This window comes from Thermus brevis, from assembly GCF_026427635.1.
Lineage (GTDB): Bacteria > Deinococcota > Deinococci > Deinococcales > Thermaceae > Thermus > Thermus antranikianii.
In genome coordinates, this window is record NZ_CP102606.1 from 1,026,000 (window position 1) to 1,045,964 (window position 19,965).

General features: G+C 69.7%; 28 protein-coding genes. 27 read left to right on the forward strand and 1 reads right to left on the reverse strand.

Features of this window, described 5'->3' with window-relative positions; translation table 11 throughout:
- Positions 1-4: 4 nt before the first annotated feature.
- The 27 genes from KQ693_RS05830 to KQ693_RS05960 all read left to right on the forward strand — a co-directional run bounded on the left by KQ693_RS05830 (position 5) and on the right by KQ693_RS05960 (position 18,572).
- Positions 5-286 (forward strand): hypothetical protein, encoded by a 282-nt coding sequence (locus tag KQ693_RS05830; RefSeq protein ID WP_267262219.1) that lies wholly within the window; start codon positions 5-7, stop codon positions 284-286.
- Positions 279-1,706, forward strand: a complete 1,428-nt coding sequence (locus KQ693_RS05835; protein ID WP_267262220.1) for a phage portal protein family protein — start codon at positions 279-281, stop codon at positions 1,704-1,706. The genes KQ693_RS05830 and KQ693_RS05835 overlap by 8 nt, the downstream gene beginning before the upstream one ends.
- Positions 1,693-2,829, forward strand: coding sequence for a PBECR2 nuclease fold domain-containing protein (locus KQ693_RS05840; protein WP_267262221.1), 1,137 nt, complete (start codon positions 1,693-1,695; stop codon positions 2,827-2,829). The genes KQ693_RS05835 and KQ693_RS05840 overlap by 14 nt, the downstream gene beginning before the upstream one ends.
- Positions 2,830-3,010: 181 nt before the next feature.
- Complete coding sequence (locus KQ693_RS05845) at positions 3,011-4,318, forward strand: phage protease (RefSeq protein ID WP_267262222.1); 1,308 nt, start codon at positions 3,011-3,013, stop codon at positions 4,316-4,318.
- 79 nt (positions 4,319-4,397) lie between these two features.
- Positions 4,398-5,204 (forward strand): phage major capsid protein, encoded by an 807-nt coding sequence (locus KQ693_RS05850; RefSeq protein ID WP_267262223.1) that lies wholly within the window; start codon positions 4,398-4,400, stop codon positions 5,202-5,204.
- Positions 5,205-5,229: 25 nt separating this feature from the next.
- A complete protein-coding gene (locus tag KQ693_RS05855) occupies positions 5,230-5,472 on the forward strand; it encodes a helix-hairpin-helix domain-containing protein (protein WP_267262224.1) in 243 nt (80 codons plus the stop codon).
- Positions 5,450-5,842, forward strand: coding sequence for a phage protein Gp36 family protein (locus tag KQ693_RS05860; protein ID WP_267262225.1), 393 nt, complete (start codon positions 5,450-5,452; stop codon positions 5,840-5,842). Before KQ693_RS05855 ends, KQ693_RS05860 begins: the two co-directional genes overlap by 23 nt.
- The gene (locus KQ693_RS05865) at positions 5,839-6,354 is read left to right on the forward strand and encodes a phage virion morphogenesis family protein (RefSeq protein ID WP_267262226.1); all 516 of its coding nucleotides are present in this window, start codon (positions 5,839-5,841) and stop codon (positions 6,352-6,354) included. Before KQ693_RS05860 ends, KQ693_RS05865 begins: the two co-directional genes overlap by 4 nt.
- On the forward strand, positions 6,351-6,794 hold the full coding sequence (locus KQ693_RS05870; protein WP_267262227.1) for a hypothetical protein: 444 nt from the start codon (positions 6,351-6,353) through the stop codon (positions 6,792-6,794). The genes KQ693_RS05865 and KQ693_RS05870 overlap by 4 nt, the downstream gene beginning before the upstream one ends.
- 10 nt (positions 6,795-6,804) lie before the next feature.
- Complete coding sequence (locus KQ693_RS05875) at positions 6,805-6,996, forward strand: hypothetical protein (RefSeq protein WP_267262228.1); 192 nt, start codon at positions 6,805-6,807, stop codon at positions 6,994-6,996.
- Positions 6,996-8,426 carry a DUF2586 family protein gene (locus KQ693_RS05880; protein WP_267262229.1) on the forward strand — a complete coding sequence of 477 codons (1,431 nt, stop codon included), beginning with the start codon at positions 6,996-6,998 and terminating at the stop codon, positions 8,424-8,426. Before KQ693_RS05875 ends, KQ693_RS05880 begins: the two co-directional genes overlap by 1 nt.
- 10 nt (positions 8,427-8,436) lie before the next feature.
- The gene (locus KQ693_RS05885; RefSeq protein ID WP_267262230.1) at positions 8,437-8,856 is read left to right on the forward strand and encodes a hypothetical protein; all 420 of its coding nucleotides are present in this window, start codon (positions 8,437-8,439) and stop codon (positions 8,854-8,856) included.
- Between the two features lie 2 nt (positions 8,857-8,858).
- Complete coding sequence (locus KQ693_RS05890; RefSeq protein ID WP_267262231.1) at positions 8,859-9,173, forward strand: DUF6848 family protein; 315 nt, start codon at positions 8,859-8,861, stop codon at positions 9,171-9,173.
- 152 nt (positions 9,174-9,325) lie between these two features.
- Positions 9,326-11,590: a tape measure protein gene (locus KQ693_RS05895; protein WP_267262232.1), complete on the forward strand. Its 2,265-nt coding sequence runs from the start codon at positions 9,326-9,328 to the stop codon at positions 11,588-11,590.
- Positions 11,583-12,065: a hypothetical protein gene (locus KQ693_RS05900; protein ID WP_267262233.1), complete on the forward strand. Its 483-nt coding sequence runs from the start codon at positions 11,583-11,585 to the stop codon at positions 12,063-12,065. The genes KQ693_RS05895 and KQ693_RS05900 overlap by 8 nt, the downstream gene beginning before the upstream one ends.
- 4 nt (positions 12,066-12,069) lie before the next feature.
- Complete coding sequence (locus KQ693_RS05905; protein WP_267262234.1) at positions 12,070-12,717, forward strand: hypothetical protein; 648 nt, start codon at positions 12,070-12,072, stop codon at positions 12,715-12,717.
- The gene (locus KQ693_RS05910; RefSeq protein ID WP_267262235.1) at positions 12,704-13,099 is read left to right on the forward strand and encodes a hypothetical protein; all 396 of its coding nucleotides are present in this window, start codon (positions 12,704-12,706) and stop codon (positions 13,097-13,099) included. The genes KQ693_RS05905 and KQ693_RS05910 overlap by 14 nt, the downstream gene beginning before the upstream one ends.
- Before the next feature lie 4 nt (positions 13,100-13,103).
- Positions 13,104-13,373 carry a PAAR domain-containing protein gene (locus KQ693_RS05915; protein ID WP_267262236.1) on the forward strand — a complete coding sequence of 90 codons (270 nt, stop codon included), beginning with the start codon at positions 13,104-13,106 and terminating at the stop codon, positions 13,371-13,373.
- Positions 13,370-13,753, forward strand: a complete 384-nt coding sequence (locus tag KQ693_RS05920; RefSeq protein WP_267262237.1) for a GPW/gp25 family protein — start codon at positions 13,370-13,372, stop codon at positions 13,751-13,753. The genes KQ693_RS05915 and KQ693_RS05920 overlap by 4 nt, the downstream gene beginning before the upstream one ends.
- On the forward strand, positions 13,737-14,828 hold the full coding sequence (locus KQ693_RS05925; RefSeq protein WP_267262238.1) for a baseplate J/gp47 family protein: 1,092 nt from the start codon (positions 13,737-13,739) through the stop codon (positions 14,826-14,828). Before KQ693_RS05920 ends, KQ693_RS05925 begins: the two co-directional genes overlap by 17 nt.
- Entirely contained in the window at positions 14,829-15,386 is a 558-nt protein-coding gene (locus tag KQ693_RS05930) for a phage tail protein (protein WP_267262239.1), read from the forward strand. It begins immediately after the preceding gene.
- A 1-nt stretch (position 15,387) separates the two neighbouring features.
- Complete coding sequence (locus KQ693_RS05935) at positions 15,388-16,347, forward strand: WD40/YVTN/BNR-like repeat-containing protein (RefSeq protein ID WP_267262240.1); 960 nt, start codon at positions 15,388-15,390, stop codon at positions 16,345-16,347.
- Positions 16,344-16,775: a hypothetical protein gene (locus tag KQ693_RS05940; protein ID WP_267262241.1), complete on the forward strand. Its 432-nt coding sequence runs from the start codon at positions 16,344-16,346 to the stop codon at positions 16,773-16,775. Before KQ693_RS05935 ends, KQ693_RS05940 begins: the two co-directional genes overlap by 4 nt.
- A 19-nt stretch (positions 16,776-16,794) precedes the next feature.
- Positions 16,795-17,178, forward strand: a complete 384-nt coding sequence (locus KQ693_RS05945; RefSeq protein ID WP_267262242.1) for a hypothetical protein — start codon at positions 16,795-16,797, stop codon at positions 17,176-17,178.
- Between the two features lie 271 nt (positions 17,179-17,449).
- Positions 17,450-17,632 carry a hypothetical protein gene (locus KQ693_RS05950; RefSeq protein ID WP_267262243.1) on the forward strand — a complete coding sequence of 61 codons (183 nt, stop codon included), beginning with the start codon at positions 17,450-17,452 and terminating at the stop codon, positions 17,630-17,632.
- On the forward strand, positions 17,629-17,925 hold the full coding sequence (locus tag KQ693_RS05955) for a hypothetical protein (RefSeq protein ID WP_267262244.1): 297 nt from the start codon (positions 17,629-17,631) through the stop codon (positions 17,923-17,925). The genes KQ693_RS05950 and KQ693_RS05955 overlap by 4 nt, the downstream gene beginning before the upstream one ends.
- Positions 17,922-18,572, forward strand: a complete 651-nt coding sequence (locus tag KQ693_RS05960) for a M23 family metallopeptidase (RefSeq protein ID WP_267262245.1) — start codon at positions 17,922-17,924, stop codon at positions 18,570-18,572. The genes KQ693_RS05955 and KQ693_RS05960 overlap by 4 nt, the downstream gene beginning before the upstream one ends.
- A 186-nt stretch (positions 18,573-18,758) precedes the next feature.
- Here the strand turns inward: KQ693_RS05960 and KQ693_RS05965 are convergent, their stop codons facing one another.
- Entirely contained in the window at positions 18,759-19,868 is a 1,110-nt protein-coding gene (locus KQ693_RS05965; RefSeq protein WP_267262246.1) for a motility-associated ABC transporter substrate-binding family protein, read from the reverse strand.
- Positions 19,869-19,965: the final 97 nt, after the last annotated feature.

A 19,965-nucleotide genomic window follows, 5' to 3' on the forward strand; every position in this document is an offset into this window, starting at 1 on the left:
CCGCATGCGCCGCGTGGGCCCTCCTGGCCGGGGGCGCCGGGGGGAGGTCGAGCGGCTGGTGGCCCAGGCGGGGAGCTACGCCATCCGGATCGGGGGGCGGTGGTACCCCTGGGACGTGGTGCGGGACGCCCTCCGGAGGGCTCTGGAGCTGGACCGCCCGCCCCACGAGCGGAGCCAGGAGGCGAGGGACCTGGCCGCGTTCCTCTGGTCCCCTCGCCCTGACCGGGTGGGTTTTGCCCTCGCCCGCCCGAGGCTCCTGCAGATATGGAGGGACATCCATGGCTAAACCGGTGCAGAACACGTACCAGGAGCCCAGGGGCTGGCTCCGGGCCGAGTGGACTCCGGCGGAGGTCAGGGCCGTCTGGGCCCTGGCCCAGCAGGGGGACATGCGCCTCGTGGCCGAGCTCGCCCGGGCCATCCTGGGGGACGAGCGGGTGCAGGCGGCCATCTCCGTGCGGGTCCGGGGCCTTCTAGGTCTGCCGTTCGCGCTGGAGCCGGTTCCGGGCGGGGAGCGCTGGGCGAAACTCCTGGAGGAGCGGTGGTGGAGCATCTTCCCCGAGGAAACCCTGCACGAGCTCATGGTCTGGGCCCTCCTCACCGGGGTGGGCCTCGCCGCCGTCTCCTGGGTGGAGGAGGACGGGTTCCTCTGGCCGAAGCTGGACGTCTGGAACCCCGGGGCTCTGGTGATGCGGGACGGAGCGTGGCGGGTGCGGGACGCCACGGGGCGAGAACACCCCCTGGAGCCGGGGATGTGGTTCCTCTTCACGCCCTATGGCTCTAAGCGCCCGTGGGAGAAGGGGCTGTGGCGGTCCCTGGCCCTGCCCTGGCTGGTAAAAATGGACGCCGTGCGCTACTGGGCCCGGGATAACGAGGTGGGGGCCCTCCGGGTGGCCCACGCCGAGGGCCCTACGGGGGAGACGGGGAAGGAACTCGCCCAGCTTCTCGCGGACCTCGGCGGCGACACGGGACTGGTCCTCCCCGAGGGGTGGCGGCTGGAGATGCTGGCCCCCCCGGAGGGGGTGTGGCGCTCCAAGGCCGAGGCCATCGCCTGGGCGGACCGGGCCATGACCATCGCCATCCTGGGGCAGAACCTCACCACGGACGTCCAGGGCGGGAGCTACGCCGCCGCGCGGGTGCACGAGGCCGTACGCGCGGACCTCCTGGAGGCGGACGTGGAGACCCTGGCCACGGGTCTGAGGAACGGCGTCCTGGCCCTCTGGGCCGAGTGGAACGCGGGGGACCCCGCCCTCGCCCCCTGGCCCCGCTGGGACCCCACGCCTCCCGAGGACCTGGCCGCCCGGGCGGAGACCCTGCAGCGTCTGGCCCAGGCCGTGGCGACCTTCGCCCAGGCGGGGGCGAACGTGGACCTGGACGCTCTCCTGGAGGAGTACGGCCTCCCCGTGCGCAAGGGGCGGGGGCTCGTGCGCCTCGCCTCGGGGGACCCGCCTCAGGAGGCCCCCGGGTTCGTCCAGGGCCAGCTCTACGCGGACGCTCTGGCGGACCGCCTCCTCTCCCGCCTCCCCGACCCGCTGGCGGGCCTCGAGGCCGACCTCGCACGAGCTCAGAGCTATGAGGAGGTGCGGGCCCTCCTCATGCGGCGCTTCCGGGAGGCCTCCCCGGAGGACGTGGCCGCCCTCACGGAGCGGGCTCTGGTTCTCGCGGGCCTGGCGGGGCGGTACTCGGTGATCCGCGATGTGGAGCGTTAGCGCGGACCCCACCCGTTTTGAGGAGGCGGTCTCCTGGTTCCAGGGGAAGGTCCCCCTGCTGAAGGGGGAGTGGAACCTCCTCACCCAGGAGGCCCGCCGGCGGGCTTTCACCGCCGCCGGGGTGGCGCTCCTAGACCGCCTCGCCCTCCTGCACCAGAGCGTCCTCCGGGCTCTGGAGGAGGGGACGCCCTTGGAGGAGTGGCGGAAGGAGGCCCTGCGCATTTTGGGTGGGGGGTGGAGCCACGCCCACCTGGAGACCATATTCAGGAACAACGTCCAGGCCGCTTACTCCGCCGGGCGCTGGGACCAGCTCCAGGACCCCGCCGTGCGGCGCTCCCACCCCTACCTCATGTACGACGCCGTGCTGGACTCCCGCACCACGGAGATCTGCCGCGCCCGGGACGGGGTGGTGCGCCCGGCGGACGACCCGTGGTGGCGGGATAACTGGCCCCCCCTGCACCACAACTGCCGAAGCGGGGTGCGGGCCCTCACCCGGGCGGAGGCCGAGCGCCGAGGCGTGACCCAGACCCTGCCCGGCGTCCCCCCGCAGGAGGGCTTCGGCCTCTCCCCGGCGGAGGAGGAGTGGGTGGAGGGCTACGCCCGTGGGCAGCGGGAAGCGGCCCGTCTCCCGTGGGCGCCCGCCTTCGCTGGGGAGCCCCCCACCTGGCGCTCCTACGGGAGGCCGGAGCGTCTTCCCCCCGTGCCCCCGCCCTCTCGCCCATTCCCCACGGCGGCGGAGGTGGGGGAGGAGCGCTTCCTGGCCCTCCTCGCGGAGGCGCTGGGCGGGCTCCCCGCCCTCCTCGTGGACCCCACGGGCCTCCCCGTCCTGGTGGACCGGGGTCTCCTCGGCCACCTTAGGCTGGACGGGAGGGAGCGCTTTTTGGCCTGGCTCAAGGACCTGGTAGAGGCACCGCAGGAGGTGTGGCTCGTCCCTCTCCAACACGAAAGGCGAGTCGTCTTCCGCCAGCGCTACCTCAAGGTTTACCGGGAGGGCCGGGACCGGCACCTTGTCCTCTCGGCGGAGGTGCACCGGGGGGTCCTGGTGGCCCTGACCTTCGTGGAGTCTAGAGACTACGGCTATCTCCAAAATCAGCGCGTGGGGTTCCTCCGGTGGGGCCAATAAAACGGGGAACGGCCCCCTGGAGGGCCGCCCGTCCTGCACCGGGCTATCGGGAACCCAGGCCCAGCCCGGTGGGTTTGCCGCCATTATACCACTCCCCTTGCAGAGGAGTCCGGTTTTCGCTATGATGCTCCTAGAATCGCCAAACTGCACCCCGGGGCTACCCCGGGGTTTTTCGTGAGCCATGACCCGGCACAGCCTGACCTTGGAGCTTCCCGTGGGCGAGCCTCCACGGGAGTTTCGCATCTGGCCCTACGGGGAGATCGAGACCACGAAGGGGACCTTCCTCTTCACCCGGGAGGACGCCGAACGGGTCTACCAGCGGTGGTTGGACTACGGCAACCGGCTCTCCATAGACTACGAGCACCAGACCTTCCACCCGGTGACAAACGGGCCGGTGCCCGCCGCCGGATGGTTCTCCCTGGAGGTGCGGGAGGACGGCCTCTGGGCGGTGGAGGTGGAGTGGACCTCGAGGGCGGCGGAACTCCTCCGCAACCGGGAGTACCGCTACTTCAGCCCCACCTTCCACGTGGACGAGGAGGGGCGCATCGTGGAGCTCATCAACCTCGCCCTCACCAACCTCCCCGCCACCAAGCGCATGGAGCCCCTGGTGGCCAAGGCGGTGCCCTTTGAGGAGGGGCCGATCTACGAGGGAGAGACGTGGGACGCGGACGCCGCCGTGGCCCGGGTGCGCCGCTGGGCGAGCCGGGACGGGAGCGGGGACAAGGAGACCATAGACTGGGAGAAGTACCGCAAAGCCTTCGCCTGGTACGACTCGGGGAACCCCGAGTCGTTCGGGAGCTACAAGCTCCCCCACCACGACGTGGTGGACGGGAAGCTGGTGGTCCACAAGCGGGGGGTCTACGCCGCCGCCGCCGCGCTCCAGGGGGCCCGGGGCGGCGTGGACATCCCGGAGAGCGAGCTAGAGGCCGTGCGGCGCCACATCGCCCGCCACTACCGGCAGATGGGCGAGCGGGCCCCCTGGGAGCGGGAGGAAAACCGGATGGAAAGGGTGAAGAGGCTTTTGGGGCTTAGGGAAGACGCTTCCGAGGCGGAGGCCGAAGCGGTGGTTCTCCGCCTCATGGACTGGCCTCGCCGGGTGATGGCCCTAACGGGCAAGACCCGCGAGGATGAAGCAGAAGCGGTAATCCTGGCCTGGAAGCAAGCGGCGGAGGAGCTGCCTCGAGTCCAGGAGAGGCTTTCCGCCCTCGAGGAGGAGAGGCGGCGGGAGCGGCTTCGCGCCCTCATTGAGAAGGGGAAGAAGGAGGGGAAGCTCACCCCGGCCATGCTCTCCTGGGCGGAGAGCCAGACCCCCGAGGCGCTGGAGGCGTTCCTCGCCGTGGCCCCCAGGGTGGTACGTGAGAACGACCTGCAGGAGCCCGAACTGGGGGGGCTGGACTGGAACGCCATGACCCCCAAGGAGCGGGCCGAGCTGTACCAGAAGAACCCCGAGGCCTACCGCGCCCTGCGGCGGAAGGCGCTGGGGTACTGAGGAAGAAAGCTGAGGAGGGAACGAGATGCCTGTGACCACGAGGAGCGACCTGTTTATCCCGGAGGTGCTGGCGGACGCGGTGGCGGGCGCGTGGCCCGACCGCGTCGCTTTGATTGGCACGGACGCGGTGGTGGAGAGCCGCACCCTGCCTGGCGGGGTCAAAGGTGGAGATAGGGTCAAAATCCCCTACTTCGGCGTCCTTGGAGAGTACGAGATCGTAGGAGAGGGCGCCTCCCTGACCCCGGCGACGCTGACCATGACCACGGAAGAGGCCGTGGTGCAGCGGGCGGGGAAGCTCTTTGAGGTGACTACCTGGGCCCGCATGGCGGCCATGTACGCCGACCCCTACGCCGAGGCCACCCGCCAGCTGATTGAAGGGGCTCGGCGGGCGTTTGACAAAGCGCTGGTGGACGCGGCCGCCTCCACCACGGGCGGTGGCGTCCAGACCGTGAACGCCTCCGCTGGCACCATCTCCTACGACGCCATCGTGGACGCCCTCGCTGCCTTCGGGGAGAACGAGGACTCGGTGGCCGCCGTGGTCATGCACCCGAAGGTGATGAACGACCTGAGGAAGCTGAAATCCACCACCGGCGAGCCGATTTTCGTGGACGCCCAGAGCGGCGGCAGGCCCAGGGTGCTGGGGCTCCCCATCATCGTCTCCCGCCGGGCCCCGGTCATCAGCGGCACCCCCAACACCTACGTGACCCTCTTCGTGCGCCGGGGGGCCCTCGCCCTCTGGTACAACGGGGCGCCGAGCGTTGAGACCGACAAGGACATCGCGGCTGACACCATGCTGGCCGCCGTGAACGTCTACTTCGTGGCCCACCGCTACTCCCGCCTGCCCGGGGACACCGACCCCGTGGTGGTGCGGCTGGTGACCCAGTAGTATGGGCTACTACGCCATACGCCGCATGCGTGAGAGGCTGCGGAGGGCGGGGGCGCCCGAGAATCCTCAGGAGGGTGTTCCCACCTCTGAGCCCGCAGAGGGCACCCCCCTCCCCGAGGGCTTCCCGGCCCGGGACGCCCTCCTCGCGGCGGGGTACGCCACCCTGGAGGCGGTGGAGGCTGCTTCCGACCAGGAGCTCCTCGCCGTGAAGGGCGTGGGCAAGAAGACCCTGGAGCAGATTAGGAATGCCGTACGCCAGCAGGACTGACCTGCACGCCCTCGGACTCCCCGAGGCGGTGCTGGCCTCCATCCCGGAGGCGGAGCAGGAAGCGGCCCTCGAGGCCGCCTCGGCCCTGGCGGACTCGTACCTGCGGACGCGCTACGACCTCCCTCTCGCCTCCTGGGGGCGCGGGCTCACCCGGGCCGTGGCCCTCATCGCCGCCTACGACCTCATGAGCCGGCGTGGCTACGACCCCACCCGCCCCGGGCAGGAGAACCTGCGCATGCGCTACGAGGACGCCATCCGCTGGCTGGAGGGCGTAGCGGCTGGCCGGGTGGACCCTGGAGTGGTGGACGCTTCCCCTGACTCGCCGTCCTCCACGATTCAGGCCGTGACCCGCGAGCGGAGGTGGCCGTGAGCGTGCGGGGGGACTTCCGTGGGCTGGACCGGCTCCTCAGGACTCTGGACCGCCTCACCCGGCCCGAGGCCATGCGGGAGGTCTCCCGCGCGGCAGCGGAAGGGGCTATGGTCGCCCTGAGTGACCGCTTCCGCACCGCCACGGACCCCCATGGCCGTCCGTGGGTTCCGTCCCTCCGGGCCCGGCTAGAGGGAGGGCAGACCCTCTCGGACACGGGCCGTTTGCGCCGCTCTTTCCATGTGACCCGGATTGGGCCGGATGGCTTCACCATCGGCACCAATGTCATTTACGCCGCCCCTCACCAGTTCGGGGCGGTGATTCGCCCCAGGCGGGCCAAGTACCTGCGCTTCCGCCTGGCGGGCGGGCGGGGGGTTCGGAAGGGAGGCAGGGGGAGGTGGGTCACCACCGACCGGGTAGAGCTTCCCGCCCGGCCCTTCTTCCCCGTGGACGATCTGGGTGAATACCTGGACCGCATACGGGAAGCGGTAGAGGCTTACTGGGAAAGGTTATGATCAGGGTCCTGTACCAGGCCCTGCGAGACTCCCTCCCGCCTGGCACGCCTCTCTACCTCGGCACCGAAGCCCTGGACCAGAACGGGGTTCCGCCCCGCCTGGTGCTGGTACCGGAACAAGAGCGCTTCACCCCCCCAGGGCCACCCTTTTACCTGGACGCGGACGGCGACCGCCCCTTCGCCGTCCGTGAGGTGGGCTTTTCCCTGTACCTCTGGGGCGCCGGCTGGGACGAGACCGAGGCCATGCTTCACGAGGCCCTCAGCCTGGCCAGGGCCCTGCCCCTCCCGCTGAGCTGGGAAGGCGGAGAGTGGATAGAGGGAGGTCAGCTGGCCCTGGGCGTGGCCTATCGGCTCCGGGGCGTCTATCGGGTGGGGGTGGGCATGCGGGCTCGGTACGGAACGCTGGAGGCCATCGCTCAGCAGTGCGCCGGGCTGATGTAGGAGGTGAGCTATGCCGAAGGAGAAGGAGAAGGAGGCCACGGTTCTGGTCCGCCCCTACGAGGAGTGGGCGCTGGAGCTGGGCACGCCCCCCTGGCTCGTGGCCGCCGTGGCGGCCAAGGAGCGCTGGCCCGAGGGCCAGCCCGTGAGCCGGGAGGCGTTTGAGCGGGCGGTGAAGACCGCCATGAAGGAGGTGATCCGCTGATGAAGCCCTCTCTGCCGGACGTGTACGTGACCCTGAAGGACGGGGGGTTGGGCGTGGCCCCCGTCCCGACCGAGAACATCCACGCCAAGATCGGTGTGTCCTCCCAAGGACCCGTCAACGAGCTGGTGCCGGTCACCAACTACGACGACCTCAAGAGCACCTTCGGCACCGGCCCTCTGGTGGAGGCCGCCGCTGTGGCCCTGGCCCTGGCGGGTGGGCCGGTCTACCTGGTGCGGGCCAACGCTAGCGTGGCCGGGAGCGTCAGCCCCGTTACCGCCCAGCGGGTGGGGAGCTCCACGGGCACGGTCTCCGTGACCGGTTCCCCCGCCGACGCCTACCAGGTCATCGTGGAGATCACCCGCACGGGCTCGGTGGCCGGGAACGACAGCGCTTTCCGCTACTCCCTGGACGGAGGGGACACCTGGAGCGCGGAAAAGGCTTTGACGGCGAGCTACGCCCTGGAGGACACCGGGCTCACTTTGAACTTCACCGACGGCGCGGGCCCCACCTACTTCCAGCAGGGCGACCGCTTCACCTTCACCACCACCCCGCCCGGCATGTCCCTCACCGACCTCACGGACGCCCTGAGCGCCCTCCTCGGCGACCCCCGGGAGTGGGGCTTCGTCCACGTGGTGGGCGCCGCTTCGGCCACCGTGTTCGGGGCCGTGGCGGCCAAGATGGCTGAGGCCGAGGCCAACGGACGCTACGTCTTCGCCGTGCTGGAGGCCCGGGACATCGGAGATGGCGAGACCGAGAGCCAGTGGATGAACGCCCTCCTCACCGAGTACGGCTCCTCTACCTCCACCCGGGTAGCGGTGGTGGCGGGCCACGGCGAGCTCGTCTCCCCCCTCACCGGGCGAGTGATGCGCCGCTCCCTGGCCTGGCCCTACACCGGGCGGCTCTCCGCCATCCCCATCTCCGAGGCCCCCGGACGGGTGGCTACTGGTCCCGTCCCCGGCATCGTCCGCCTCTACCACGACGAGGGGCGCCTGCCCGGTCTGGACGCCGGCGGGTTCACCACCTTCCGCACCTACTCCGGCCTGACGGGCTACTACGTCGCCCTGGGGCGAATGAAGGCTCCTCCCGGGAGCGACTTTGACCTGGTGCAGAACCGCCGGGTGATGGACCAGGCTTGCCGGGTGGCGGTGGGCGCGGCTCGTAGGTTCCTCCAGGAGAGCGTGCGGGTGGACGACTCCGGGCTCATAGACGAGCGGGATGCCCAGCGCATAGAGGGCTACATCCGCAGTCAGCTGGAGGGCGCCCTCGTGGCTCCCGGCCACGCCTCGGCGGTGGACGTGGTGCTGAAGCGCGACTCCAACATCCTCTCCACCCGCTCCACCACCCTCACCGTCCGGGTGCGGCCCCTCGGCTACCTGCACTGGCTGGAGGTGGTGGTGGGGTTTGAAAACCCCGCCCTGATCCCGGCGTAAGGAGGTGAGCATGCCCACGATCAACGGCTACATCCCTGACTGGGGCTCCATAGAGGTTTCCGTGGCCGGAAAGAAGTATGAGGCCAAGGAGATCAACTACTCGATCAAGGCCGAACGCACCGCCGTCTACGGCTCGCAGGGGAAGAAGCTCGGCTACACCAGGGGCCACGTGGACTACGAGGCGGACGTCACCCTCTACATTGAGGACGCCGTGGACCTCCTGAACACCCTGGGGAACGGCTACATGGAGAAGACCCTGGACATCACCGTCTCCTACACCCTGGGGAACGGGCGGGTGGTCACGGACCGCCTCATCGGGTGCCGAATCAAGGAGGTCTCGGACGGCCACAGCCAGGGCAACGAGCCCCTGACGCGGAAGTTCAGCCTGGACGTGGCCGAGGTGAAGCTGGCTGAGAAGAAGGCTAGGTGAGCATGCGCCCGGACGAGCAGACCCTAGAACGGCTCCGCGCTGAGCACGGGGAGGTCTACTGGGTGGAGGCCGCCGGGGTGGGGCTCGTGGTCCGCCCGCCCCGGCGGGCCGAGTACCGGCGCTTCCGCGCCATGACCCTGGACCCCGAGAGGAGGGGCGACGCCACGGAGCGCCTGGTGCGGGACTGCGTGGTGTGGCCTTCCCCCGAGGAGCTGGACCGCATCCTTGAGACCCGCCCCGCCCTGGCGGACGCCGTGGCATCCCGGCTCCTGGAGCTCGCTGGGGCTGTAGAGGAGGTCCAGCTAAAAAAGCTCTAGAGCTCTTCCGGCGAGCGCTCTCCACCCGTGACGCCGTGCTCGCCGGGGAGCTCTTGTGGGCGTGGAAGCGGGGAGAGGACGGCCCGGAGGCGAGGGCGGGGGCCATGCTGGAGGCGGCCCACATGCTGGCGATGATCCCCATGGAGGACTAGGTGGCGAGGAACGTCCTGGAGCTCTACATCCGCCTGATAGACCAGGTGACCTCCCCCGCCAGGCGGGTGGAGCGGGCGCTCGCCGCCGTGGAGAAGGCGGCCCGGGCGGCGGACTACCCCGGGGCCTACCGCGTGCTCCGCACGGAGCTCGCCCTCACCGCCACCCAGGCCCGCTTGGCCACCACCGCCCTGTACGCGGTGGGAGGAGCTAAAGCGGGAGTGGCGGCCCTCGTCTCCGGGTTCGTCCAGCTCCGGGCCGCCGTCTCCGGCGTGGCGGGCCAGGTGCTGAACCTCAGGAACCTCCTCATAGCGGGGGCGGCGGGGTACGCCGGGAAGCTGGCCCTGGACGCCGCCAGCTTCAAGGAGAGCACCTTGGCGGCGTTCCAGACCTTGACAGGTTCCCGCGAGGAGGCAAACCGTCTGCTCCGGGAGGCCGTCCGGTTCGCCAACAGGACGCCCTTTGATACGGGGCAGATCGTAGACGCCTACCAGCGCCTCCTCACCACCGGGTTCCGGAAGGTGGAGATCCCCGTCATCCTCAAGGGGGTGGGTGACCTCGCGGCCTTGAAGGGGTTCAGTCCCGAGGTCATAGAGCGGGTCCTTCGGACCTTCGAGCAAATCCGAGGCAAAAAGCGGCTCCTAGCCGAGGAGCTGATGCAGCTGGCCGAGGTGGGTATCCCCCTCGGGAAGGTCTACGAGGTGCTGGCGAAGCGGCTCGGCACGACCGTGGACCAGGTGCGGAAGCTCCAGGAGGCCGGCAAGATCGGCCCCAACCTCGGCATCACCGCCGTGCTGGAGGTGATTAGGACCACGTTCTCCGGCGGGAGGCTGGGCTCGCTCATGGAGCTCCTGACCACCTCAATCCCCGGGCTCCTCTCCAACCTCCGCTCCCGCCCGCTGGAGCTCCTCATGGACCTGGACGAGACCCCCGGCGTGGCGGCGGTGAAGCGGTTCCTCATGAACATAGAGCGGGCCACGAACCCCGACACCGCCACGGGGAAGAGGCTGAAGGAAAGGCTCCAGGCAACCTTTTCCGCCGCTTTCACGGCCATCTTCTCCCCCCTGGCCCGGGCCACGGAGCCGGGGAGGGTGGAGGCCCTCGTGGACCGGGCGCTGGACGCCTTGGACCGCGCCGTGGCCTGGGTGCGCCGGGCGGCTCCCGTGGTCCGCTACTACGCCTCCGAGCTGTGGCGAGGCTTCACCGCCGGAGTGGACACCCTCCGGGGCGTGTGGAGCGCGGTGAGGCCGGTGGTGGAAGGCGTGGGGCGGCTCTTCTCCGGCCCCCCCGGCCAGAAGGCCGGCCTCGGCCTCGGGCAGGCGAGCGGAGCGGCCCGGGCCATCGGCTACATCGCCGCCCTCGCCGGGGCGTGGCGGCTCCTCAACCTCGTCACCCTGGGCGGGGCCGGGGCGCTCCTCCGCTGGAGCGGGGTCCTGGCCGCTCAGGGCATCCCCCTGGCGCTCCGCTTCGGCGCCCTCCTCTCCACCCGGGTCGTCCCGGCGGTAGCCTCCACCACCCTCTCCCTCTTCCGCATGGGCGCCGGGTGGATGGCGGCCCTCGGCCCCATCGGCTGGGTCGCCGCGGCCATCCTCGCTGTGGGGGCGGCGGTGGCGTGGGCGTGGAATAGGTTCCCCGCCTTCCGTAAGGCCGTCATCGGGGTGTGGGAGAGCATACGGGGCGCCTGGGGCCGGGCGGTGGAGTGGTTCCGGGGCGTCATCGGCGCCATCGTGGAGTGGTTCCGCGCTCTCCCCGAGCGCGTCGGGGCCGCGCTCCGCTCCATCCCCGGCGCCCTCCGGGACGCCCTGGTGGGCGCCATCCGGGCCATACCAGGAGGAAGCGTCATCCTGAGCGCCCTGGAGCGGCTGGGAGGGGCGGTGCGGGGAGCGCTGGAATGGGGTCAGCGAATCGGCGGCGCCATCGTGGAAGGCGGCAGGACGGCTCTCGGGGTGCGCTCCCCCAGCCGGGAGTGGATGAGGCTGGGGGAGATGAGCGCCCTGGGCCTCGCCCGGGGCATCCAGCGGGCCATGCCCGTGGCCGTGGCCGCCGCCGCCACCCTGGCCGTGGTGCCGGAGGTGGCTCCGGTGAGCGTCCCCCGAGCCCCCGTCCCCGCCGCCACGGCCCCCGTCTCTCCCGCGAAGGGCGGCGTGGTGCTGAACCTCTACGAGGGCGCCATCCGCGTCTCGGCGGACGGCGGCGACCCCACGGCCATCGCCCGCGCCATCCGGCAGGAGCTCGTCCGCATGGCCATGGAGGTGGGGCATGTCTAGCCCCTTCGCGAACCCCTCCGCCTGGGACCGCCTGGTCCTCCAGGGCCCGGGCGGGAAGGTGACCCTCACCGCTCCCCGGATCACCGCCACCGGGGAGGTGCTGGAGCAGACGGCCCCGGAACGGGGCGTGAGCGTCCTCGGCTACGCTCCTCGGGAGGTGACCGTGGAGGCCACGCTCTGGGACGAGAAGCAGTGGCCCGAGGTGCGGCGGCTCATGGACCTCTGGCGCCCGGCGGGAGCCAAGGCGCCGAAGCCCCTCACGGCGGTCCACCCCCAGCTTGAGCTCATGCGGCTGGAGCGGGTCTACCTGTGGCGGGTGGAGCTCCTGCCCTACAGCCCGAAGGAAGGCTACCAGCTCCGGCTGGTCCTCAGGGAGTGGTGGCCGCAGGCGCAGAAGCCGCCTGAGAAGGGGACGGCCCTCGGGGGCGCCGGCCCGGGCGGGGTCATAGACCTGGACGGGATTCAGGTCAGGTGATGCGATGGAAATCGTCCTGAACAACACCCCCACGGCCAGAGGAGAGCTCCTCCTCCCTCTGGTGGGCCTGTGGCGAGCGGATGTGGTCTTGGCCGCCGCCGGGGACAGCGGGAAGGTGACGCCCGGCCAGGCGGTGGAGCTCGCTTTCCCCTCCACCATCTTCAAGGGGACGGCGGTCCAGGCCGGGCCGGAGCGGGGGCTCCTCCGGGCCGTCGTCCTGCCGGGGAAGGGGAAGCTCTCTCAGCCGGTGCGGCCCAAGGTGTACCAGGAGATGAACGCCCTGGGCATCCTCCGGGACACCCTCTCCGAGGTAGGAGAGGAGCTGGACGGCTCTTCCAGGCTGGACTACTCTCCCCCTCAGTGGGTCCGCATGGGAGGTCCCGCCTACGGCGCCGTGGCCGCTCTGGTGCGGGCGGCGAAGGGGGCCTGGCGCTGTACCCCCGAGGGAAAGGTGTGGGCCGGGGAGGAGACGTGGCCCGAGTACGCTCCCCAGACCCTGGTCCTGGAGGAGCGGGTAGCGGAGGTGGTGCTGGAGCTGGACGAGGGCCTGAAGCCCGGCGTGGTCCTGAAGGGTTACGGGCGGGTGGTGGAGGTGCGGCATGTATGGGGCCCCTCGGTGGCCCGGACGGAGGTGCGGTATGACCCCGCATGAGGCGGTGCGGGTCCTGGCCCGGGACGAGCGCCTGCCGTACCTGGCCCTCTACCCGGCCCTGGTCCGCCAGTCCCGACCCAACGAGGTGCAGGTGGAGCCCGTGGGGAGCTGGGGCGAGGTGGTCCCCCCCGTGGGCGTGTGGATTCCCCTGGCCGTCGGTGTGCCGGGGGTGAAGGCCACGGTCAGGCGGGACTCCCTGGTGCTGGTGGGCTTCCAGGGCGGCGACCCTTCGGCCCCCTACGCCCTGGTCCTCCACCCGGCGCAGGTGGAGACGCTGGAGATCGCCACTCAGGGGAGCGTCTCCATCTCCGTGCAGGGGGACGTGTCCATCTCGGCCAGCGGCGCGGTGAGCGTCAGCGGGTCCACGGTTTCTCTGGGGTGAGAGCATGGCGAAGGTCATACGAGTCGGAGACACCTCCAGTCACGGCGGCCAGGTCATCTCGGGCTCCTTCCGGGTCATCGCGAACGGCGCGGGCGTGGCCCGGCAGGGCGATCTGCACGTCTGTCCTCTTCCGGGCCACAGCACCACGCCCATCGTGAGTGGCTCCAGCCGGGTGTTGGCGGACGGCCTCCCGGTGGCCTACGCGGGGTGCGTCACGGGGTGCGGGGCCGTCCTGCAGGCTAGCCCGGGTACCACGGTGGAGGTGGAGCCTTGAGCTTCGGCGTGGACCTCACCGCCCTCCCCGAGTTCAACCCCGGTAAGCTCCGGCGGGAGTACGAGAACCTGGCCGAGGCCCTGGCCCGGCGGCTGATGACCCCGAGGGGAGCTCTCTGGTACGAGTCCGAGTACGGCACCGACCTGAGGGCGTACCTGCAGGAGACCGTGACCGATGAGGTCCAGTACGAGATAGAGCGGGTGGCGGTCATGGAGGTGGAGAAGGACCCCCGGGTGCGGTCCGCCACCGCCTCCGTGACGGCGGTGGGGCCCAGGGAGTTCCGCCTCTCCCTCTCCGTGGAGACGGCGGCGGGCCCCTACCGGCTGGTCCTCCGGGTAGGGGACGTGAGCGTGGAGGTGCTCTATGGCGCTCCTCAGTGAGCTCTCCGTGGCGAGGACCAGGGACGAGGTGATGTCCCTCCTCCTATCGGCCCTGCAGGGGAAGGGCTTCCCCGTCACCGACTGGTACCCGGGCGGGGTGGCCCGCACCCTCCTGGAGGCCATCGCCATGGCTATCGCCGACGAAGTGAGCGTCATGGTCCCCAGGGTGGTCCGGTCGGGGCTCCTGGCCTACGCCGAAGGGGAGGACCTGGACCTCCTGGCCCAGAACGTCTACGGCGTGACCCGCTACCCCGCCCAGTTCGCTGAGGGGACGGTGATCCTGACGGCGGCCCCCGACATGGGCCCCTACACCGTCCAGGCGGGCTCCTTCTGGGTGGGGACGCCGGACGGGCTGAGGTTCGTGGCCACCGAGAACGCCACCGTGCCAAAAGGGGGGAGCGTGTCCATACGAGTGCGGGCTGAGAGCCCGGGGAGCGCCTGGAACGTGGCGGCGGGGGCCATCACCGTGGTCCACACCCCCTACCCCGGCCTCTCGGTCACGAACCCCTCGGGCTGGCTCATCACCGCCGGGCGGGACGCCGAGACGGACGAGGAGCTACGGCAGAGGTGCCGCTCCCTCTGGCCCACCGTGGCCTACGCCCGGCCCGCCGAGGCGTACGTGGCCTGGGCGAAAGAGGCTTCCCCGGCGGTGCTGAAGGCGGCCGTGCTGGTGCAACCTCGGGGCCAGGGGACGGTGGACGTGGTGGTCTGGGGAGACGGGAGCATCGGCTCGGCGGACGTGGCGGCGGTGGACGCCTACCTGCAGGAGCGGAAGGACCTGGTGGCGGACCTCAAGGTCTACGCCGCCACTCCCCGCACCATCTCCATCACGGGCACCGTCTACGTGCGGCCAGGCACCCTCTCCACCGCGCAGAGCCAGGTGAACGCCGCGCTGAAGAGCCTGGAGAGGTCCATCCCCATCGGGGGGTGGGTCTATGACGACGCCATCATCGCCGCCATCCGGTCCAGCTCTGACGTGGTGGACGTGGACCTCACCGCCCCCGTGGGGGACACCCAGCTCGCCGTCACGGAAGCCGCCGTCCTCTCGCAAAACCTCACCTGGGTGGGGGTGTAGATGGGACGCTACAGCACGACCCTACCTGCCATCCTCCCGCCCTGGTTCCAGACCTCCACCGGACAGCTCTACGCCACCGCCGTGGGAGAGGTGCTGGACGGGGAGCTGGACCGGGCGCGGGAAGCGCGAAACGTCCGCTACCCCCTCGTGGCTCCGCCGGACGCCCTCCCTCTCCTCGGCTGGGAGAGGCGCCTGGACCGCTACCCCAGCGAGACGGAGAGCTCCTACCGAGGGCGGCTTTCCCGGGCCCACGAGACCTGGCGCTGGGCGGGAACGCCGGGGGGCGTCTACCGCCTGGCCGTGGCCATGGGGTTCACCTACGGCCAGGCCGTGCGGGTGAACTACGTGCGCTGGGCCGAGGTCTACGTGCTACTAAGCGGGCGGCCCATCTCGGTCAGCGAGCGACCCGCCCTCTACCGGGCGGTGAGAGCCGTCCTCCCCGCCCACGCCAAGCTGGCCGCCATCCTGTACGGGGTGGCGGAGCTTTGGCAGAACGACGGCTTGTGGCAGAACGACGGGGTGAAGTGGGGTGGAGGAGACCTAGTGCCGGAGGTGTGAGGTGAAGAAGCTGACAGGTTCGGCATCGTACACAGCGGAGATTTGGGTGCCTGAAGACGGGGTAGACCCCCGCACGGCGGCTTCTCTGGAGCCAGCCTTCCAGAAGCTCTTAGACCTGGTCAGCGGGGCGCTGACACTCCCCCTCTTCATAAAGCCGTGGAGGAAGATGATTGCTCTGAGTAGCCCCCTGAAGGCCACCCGCTACGACCCCTACGTGATCATGCTGAATGGCTCCACCCTGTACCGCATTGACACCCAAACCATGGGCTACGTAACCCTGACGAACCCGGGAGTGTTCCGCTACATCCTCTACAACCCGTACACCGGGTCCCTCTTCGCACAGACAGACTCCTACGGTTATGCGGTGATCAGGAAATCCACCGACCACGGCGCCACATGGGCTGTGGTCCTCAATAACACCTCAAAATACAGCTACGCTCTAGGGTTCTCTCCCTCCAAGATCATCTCCGTGGGAGGCAACGACATCTTCGTCTCTACCGATGACGGCAACACCTGGACTGCCTACACGGGCACAGCAGACGGAGGATCGCTGAGCGCAAATAGCATCTACGGCATCGTGTGGGATGGGTCCGCGTGGTGGATGAGCGCGGACGGCAGGATCCTCAAGAGCGCGGATGGCATCTCCTGGACCCGGGTGAACGGTCCGTGGAATTCCGTGTTGAACTCTTGGCCCATCGTTTACAAAAACCGGGTCTACCTGCCCACCGACCCCATCTACTACTGGGATACGGCCAGCAACTCCTTCGTCTCCACCGACGTGTTTGGGCACCTAGATAATCGTCTGGTCATTCACCGAGGTCAGTTGCTATGCCTGAACCCTTCGTACGGCGTCATAGACGTTGAGGGCAGGGTCCTAAAAGACGCGGTGCTTCCGCTCAGCTCAGGCATCACAGTAGTGCCCCCAAACCTAATCGTCCATCCATCGGGGCTAGGGCTGTGAGCGTGGACGTCCTCAAACTGCTCCTCCTCCTGTTCGGGGCCCTGCAGTACGGGGCCCCAAACAGCTGGGACACCGCCGTCCAGCTCAAGCTCTCTGTGGCCCTACCTGGCCCGACCGGAGCGGTGGAGCTCGCTGTGGACCCCGTGCCCATCTACTACCGATCGCTACCCGGGAACCTGTGCGGGGACTACGTGGGCGTGGTGGTGGTGGACCCCCGCGCCGAGGAGAAGGGTTGTAGGGACACGCTGGCCCACGAGCTCAACCACGTTTGGCAGGCTCGGGCGTGGGGCCTCCTCCAGCCGCTTACCTACCCCTTCTCGCCCGGGCTGTGGGAACCCGTTCACCCCTGGGAGGGGGCGGGCGGCATGCCCGCCCCGCGCTCTCTGAACTGGCCGCTGATACGGCTCTGGGTCCCGCTGGAGCCGTAGCGGGGAGAGGAGGTGAATGATGGGACGAGTGTTAGCGGTAGCGGTTGTGATGGGGATGGCTCTTGCCCAGGGTGAGGGTATCCCCACGGATGTGGCCTCGTGGTTCACCGATGTGGCCTCCCTCGCGGCGGTGGTGGCCGCTCTGGTGGCCCTTGTGCGCAAGCATGTCCTGAAGGCCCTAGACGGCCTCGCCGTGGTGGGGCTGTCCGTGGTCCTGGGCGTGGTCCTAGCCTACCTCGGCCACGCCCTCGGGTACCTGGGGCAGGACTGGCTGGTCTTCGGCCTCATGGCGGGCCTGGGGGCCTCCGGCGGCACGGCCTACCTGAAGAGCCTCACGAAGGGGGACGGAGGTGCGCCGTCTGGCGATACTCGGGCTGACGCTAGCCGCGCTAGGCTCCGCTAGCGCCCTGGCGGGTGGCCGTGCGGCGTGCCGGATGGTCTACGGCCCCCCGCTCTGGGGGGTGTGCTACGCCGAATCGGTCATCTGGGCTCAGGGCCCGCTGGAGATTGCTCTGGGAGCGGAGGGGCGCACCTGGCCGGAGGCCCAGGTAGGACTCTACGCCCTCCTGGGCCTCTACCTCCGGGACTGGTGGGCTACGCTGGAGCTGGGGCGCTCCCCGGCCTCCTGGAGATGGGCTGTAGGGGCGGGGGTCCGTTGGTAACGGAGGGTGCATGTGGACAAAGTGGCAGAGTACGTGCTCCTGGCCTTCACTACCCTCGCCGGGCTGGGGTTCCTCGTCCGGTCCCTCCTCACCGGGGAGGACATCCCCCAGGGCTGGGCGCTCCTCCTCGGGAGCGTGTGGGGCGCCCTCCTCGGGGTGCGTGAGCTTCTCAAGCGGAAGGGAGGTGAGGAGTGAGCTACGCTGACGCCCTCTTCCTGGTCGGGGTGGAGATCGCCCGCGCCGTCATCACGGCCTACTCCGTCTACGCCCTCGTGGTGGTCCTGGGCGGCGTCCTGGCCCGCCTCCCCACCCGCTGGGAGGAGCGCGTGGAGGCTCTAGGCGGGGCGCTCTACCTCGCCGGGGTCATGCTGTGGCGGAGCTACGCCGGCGGGGACACCTACGACCTGGATCTCTTCCTTCGCGCCACCGGGACGGCGCTCCTCATCCTCCCCCGGCTGGTGCGGGTGGTCCTGAGGGAGTACGGATGAGGGTCGTCCATCCTTTCAGAGACCCCACCCGGGCCCGGGTAGACGCCGGGTTCCTGGACCCGCGCTACCCCGGGTGGCGGAAGAGCGCCGGGCTTCCTCCGGCTGAGCACCCTGGGGTGGACTACAACCTCCAGGGCACCTCCGGGGACCAGGACTACGGCTATCCGGTGTGCGCCGTGGCGATGGGACGGGTGGTCCACGCGGCCAGCCACCGGGTGTGGGGGAACATCGTCCTCATAGAGCACCCCACCCTGGCCGAGCTCCTGGGACTCCCCTACCTCGCCACCCAGTACGCCCACCTGGCGTTCATCTCGGTCCGAGAGGGAGATGTGGTGCTCGCGGGCGAGGCCATCGGAAGCGTGGGGAAGGGGGACCCCAGAGCCCCCTTCTTGGCCCATCTGCACTTTGAAGTGCGGAAGAAGCCCCTCCCCCCCGACTACTGGCCGGGGATGGACCGCCGGGCGATTCAGGATGCGTACCTGGACCCGGTGGCGTTCCTCGCCACCCACCTCGAGGAGGAGCACCGCTACTGGTTCCCGGCGGGGACGCTGTACCTTCCCGGGGGGGCGTGGACCACGAAGAAGCCGGTGGTGGTGAACCTGTCCCTCCCCGAGCTCGCCCGGGTGCGGCTGAACGAGAGTCTGTAGCAGACGTGTAGCAGTACCCCCGCCGGTCCCTGACCCCCCATGACGCTCCATGCCGATCCCCATCGCATCATGGTGGTCCATGAGGGGATTCCCGAGCGGATCGCACTCAGGAGGTCACGGGTTCGAGTCCCGTCGGCTCCACCAGAAAAACCTCCCGCCTGGGCGGGAGGTTTTTGCTTGCGCTTCCTAGTAGCCGGTGGCCGAGCTCGGGTTCAAGAGGGGATGGAGGCCCTGGGGGGCCATGGTAACCCGGGCGGGCTGGACGAAGCCCAGGGGTAAGGGGGTTGCGTCAATGGTGGCTACGGCGGAGAGCACCTTGGTGTTGCTGGAATCGTAGTAGAGAGGATAGTCGTTGGGGCCCGGCACCAGCACCGAGGAGCAGGCGATAGTCACGTCGGCCATGCCCTGGGTGATCTGGTGGGGGCGCAAGGAGGCCTGGGGCAGGGTGTTGTAACCGCAGTCCACCGCCTGGCCGGTGTTGGTCATCACCGCTCCCATCTTGCCCAGGAAGTCGTTCTCCAGGGTGATGGCGTCGTAGTAGCCCTGCCACTCCCCGATGAAGACCACCCGCCCGCCCTCGGAGGCGAACTGCTTGAACACGTTGATCTCCCCGTTGGTGAAGGTCTGCCTGGGGTTCCAGAGGAAGATGACCTTGACGTCTGAGGGGAGGGCGGTGATGGAGCCTGCGGTGGATCCCAGTTCCTCTATGGCAAACCCTTCCCCAGCGATGATGCTCCGCATGGTGGAGAGGTTGCTGTCGTTGCACTCCCCGGTGCCGCCGCAGACCGAATCCCTCCCGCGGTCAAAGAGGACCTTGGTGCCGGCTCCCCGGGGGCCGGAGGTGGTGTAGTTGACGAGGTTCTTCACCATGAGCTTGTTGTTGTCGTTGGCCATACCGGTGTTGTCGAAGGGGTTGATGTCGTTGAAGACCACGATGTCCTTGCCCGGGGGTGGGGGGGTGGTGCCGCACCGGTTCACGACGAACTCCGTGTGCCCCTGGGCCTGGTTGAAGTTGTAGCTGGGGGTCATGAGGAAGGCGTGGCCGGCCACGTGCAGGGTGTCCCCGGGGTTGGCCCCTAGGTCGGCCAGGGCGAAGGCGTAGGTGAAGGTGCCCACGTAGGGATCGTGTACCGCCTGGGCGGGGAAGTCCCACCAGTTGCCGGGAGCGGAAGTGCCCGCGTAGGCATGGCTTTCCGTAAGTTGCCAGGGCGAAACCCCGGAAAGCCGCACGAAGAGGGTGTCCTGGGTGTTCCACACCAAGAGGGTACCCACCTGGCCCAGAGGGGCCTCCGTCACTTTTCCACAAGCCTGTGCGGGGTCGCCCCCGGCGTCGTCCCGTGGTCCTGGAACCGCCATGTTGGGCTTGACCCCCTGGGGGCTGGAACAAGCGCCC

What these genes read in the sequence shown, in the direction of transcription:
- KQ693_RS05830 (WP_267262219.1), top strand. Translation starts at nt 5, where the DNA reads ATGCGCCGCGTGGGCCCTCCTGGCCGGGGGCGCCGGGGGGAGGTCGAG.
- KQ693_RS05835 (WP_267262220.1), top strand. Translation starts at nt 279, where the DNA reads ATGGCTAAACCGGTGCAGAACACGTACCAGGAGCCCAGGGGCTGGCTC.
- KQ693_RS05840 (WP_267262221.1), top strand. Translation starts at nt 1,693, where the DNA reads ATGTGGAGCGTTAGCGCGGACCCCACCCGTTTTGAGGAGGCGGTCTCC.
- KQ693_RS05845 (WP_267262222.1), top strand. Translation starts at nt 3,011, where the DNA reads ATGACCCGGCACAGCCTGACCTTGGAGCTTCCCGTGGGCGAGCCTCCA.
- KQ693_RS05855 (WP_267262224.1), top strand. Translation starts at nt 5,230, where the DNA reads ATGCGTGAGAGGCTGCGGAGGGCGGGGGCGCCCGAGAATCCTCAGGAG.
- KQ693_RS05860 (WP_267262225.1), top strand. Translation starts at nt 5,450, where the DNA reads ATGCCGTACGCCAGCAGGACTGACCTGCACGCCCTCGGACTCCCCGAG.
- KQ693_RS05870 (WP_267262227.1), top strand. Translation starts at nt 6,351, where the DNA reads ATGATCAGGGTCCTGTACCAGGCCCTGCGAGACTCCCTCCCGCCTGGC.
- KQ693_RS05875 (WP_267262228.1), top strand. Translation starts at nt 6,805, where the DNA reads ATGCCGAAGGAGAAGGAGAAGGAGGCCACGGTTCTGGTCCGCCCCTAC.
- KQ693_RS05880 (WP_267262229.1), top strand. Translation starts at nt 6,996, where the DNA reads ATGAAGCCCTCTCTGCCGGACGTGTACGTGACCCTGAAGGACGGGGGG.
- KQ693_RS05885 (WP_267262230.1), top strand. Translation starts at nt 8,437, where the DNA reads ATGCCCACGATCAACGGCTACATCCCTGACTGGGGCTCCATAGAGGTT.
- KQ693_RS05890 (WP_267262231.1), top strand. Translation starts at nt 8,859, where the DNA reads ATGCGCCCGGACGAGCAGACCCTAGAACGGCTCCGCGCTGAGCACGGG.
- KQ693_RS05900 (WP_267262233.1), top strand. Translation starts at nt 11,583, where the DNA reads ATGTCTAGCCCCTTCGCGAACCCCTCCGCCTGGGACCGCCTGGTCCTC.
- KQ693_RS05905 (WP_267262234.1), top strand. Translation starts at nt 12,070, where the DNA reads ATGGAAATCGTCCTGAACAACACCCCCACGGCCAGAGGAGAGCTCCTC.
- KQ693_RS05910 (WP_267262235.1), top strand. Translation starts at nt 12,704, where the DNA reads ATGACCCCGCATGAGGCGGTGCGGGTCCTGGCCCGGGACGAGCGCCTG.
- KQ693_RS05915 (WP_267262236.1), top strand. Translation starts at nt 13,104, where the DNA reads ATGGCGAAGGTCATACGAGTCGGAGACACCTCCAGTCACGGCGGCCAG.
- KQ693_RS05925 (WP_267262238.1), top strand. Translation starts at nt 13,737, where the DNA reads ATGGCGCTCCTCAGTGAGCTCTCCGTGGCGAGGACCAGGGACGAGGTG.
- KQ693_RS05930 (WP_267262239.1), top strand. Translation starts at nt 14,829, where the DNA reads ATGGGACGCTACAGCACGACCCTACCTGCCATCCTCCCGCCCTGGTTC.
- KQ693_RS05945 (WP_267262242.1), top strand. Translation starts at nt 16,795, where the DNA reads ATGGGACGAGTGTTAGCGGTAGCGGTTGTGATGGGGATGGCTCTTGCC.
- KQ693_RS05960 (WP_267262245.1), top strand. Translation starts at nt 17,922, where the DNA reads ATGAGGGTCGTCCATCCTTTCAGAGACCCCACCCGGGCCCGGGTAGAC.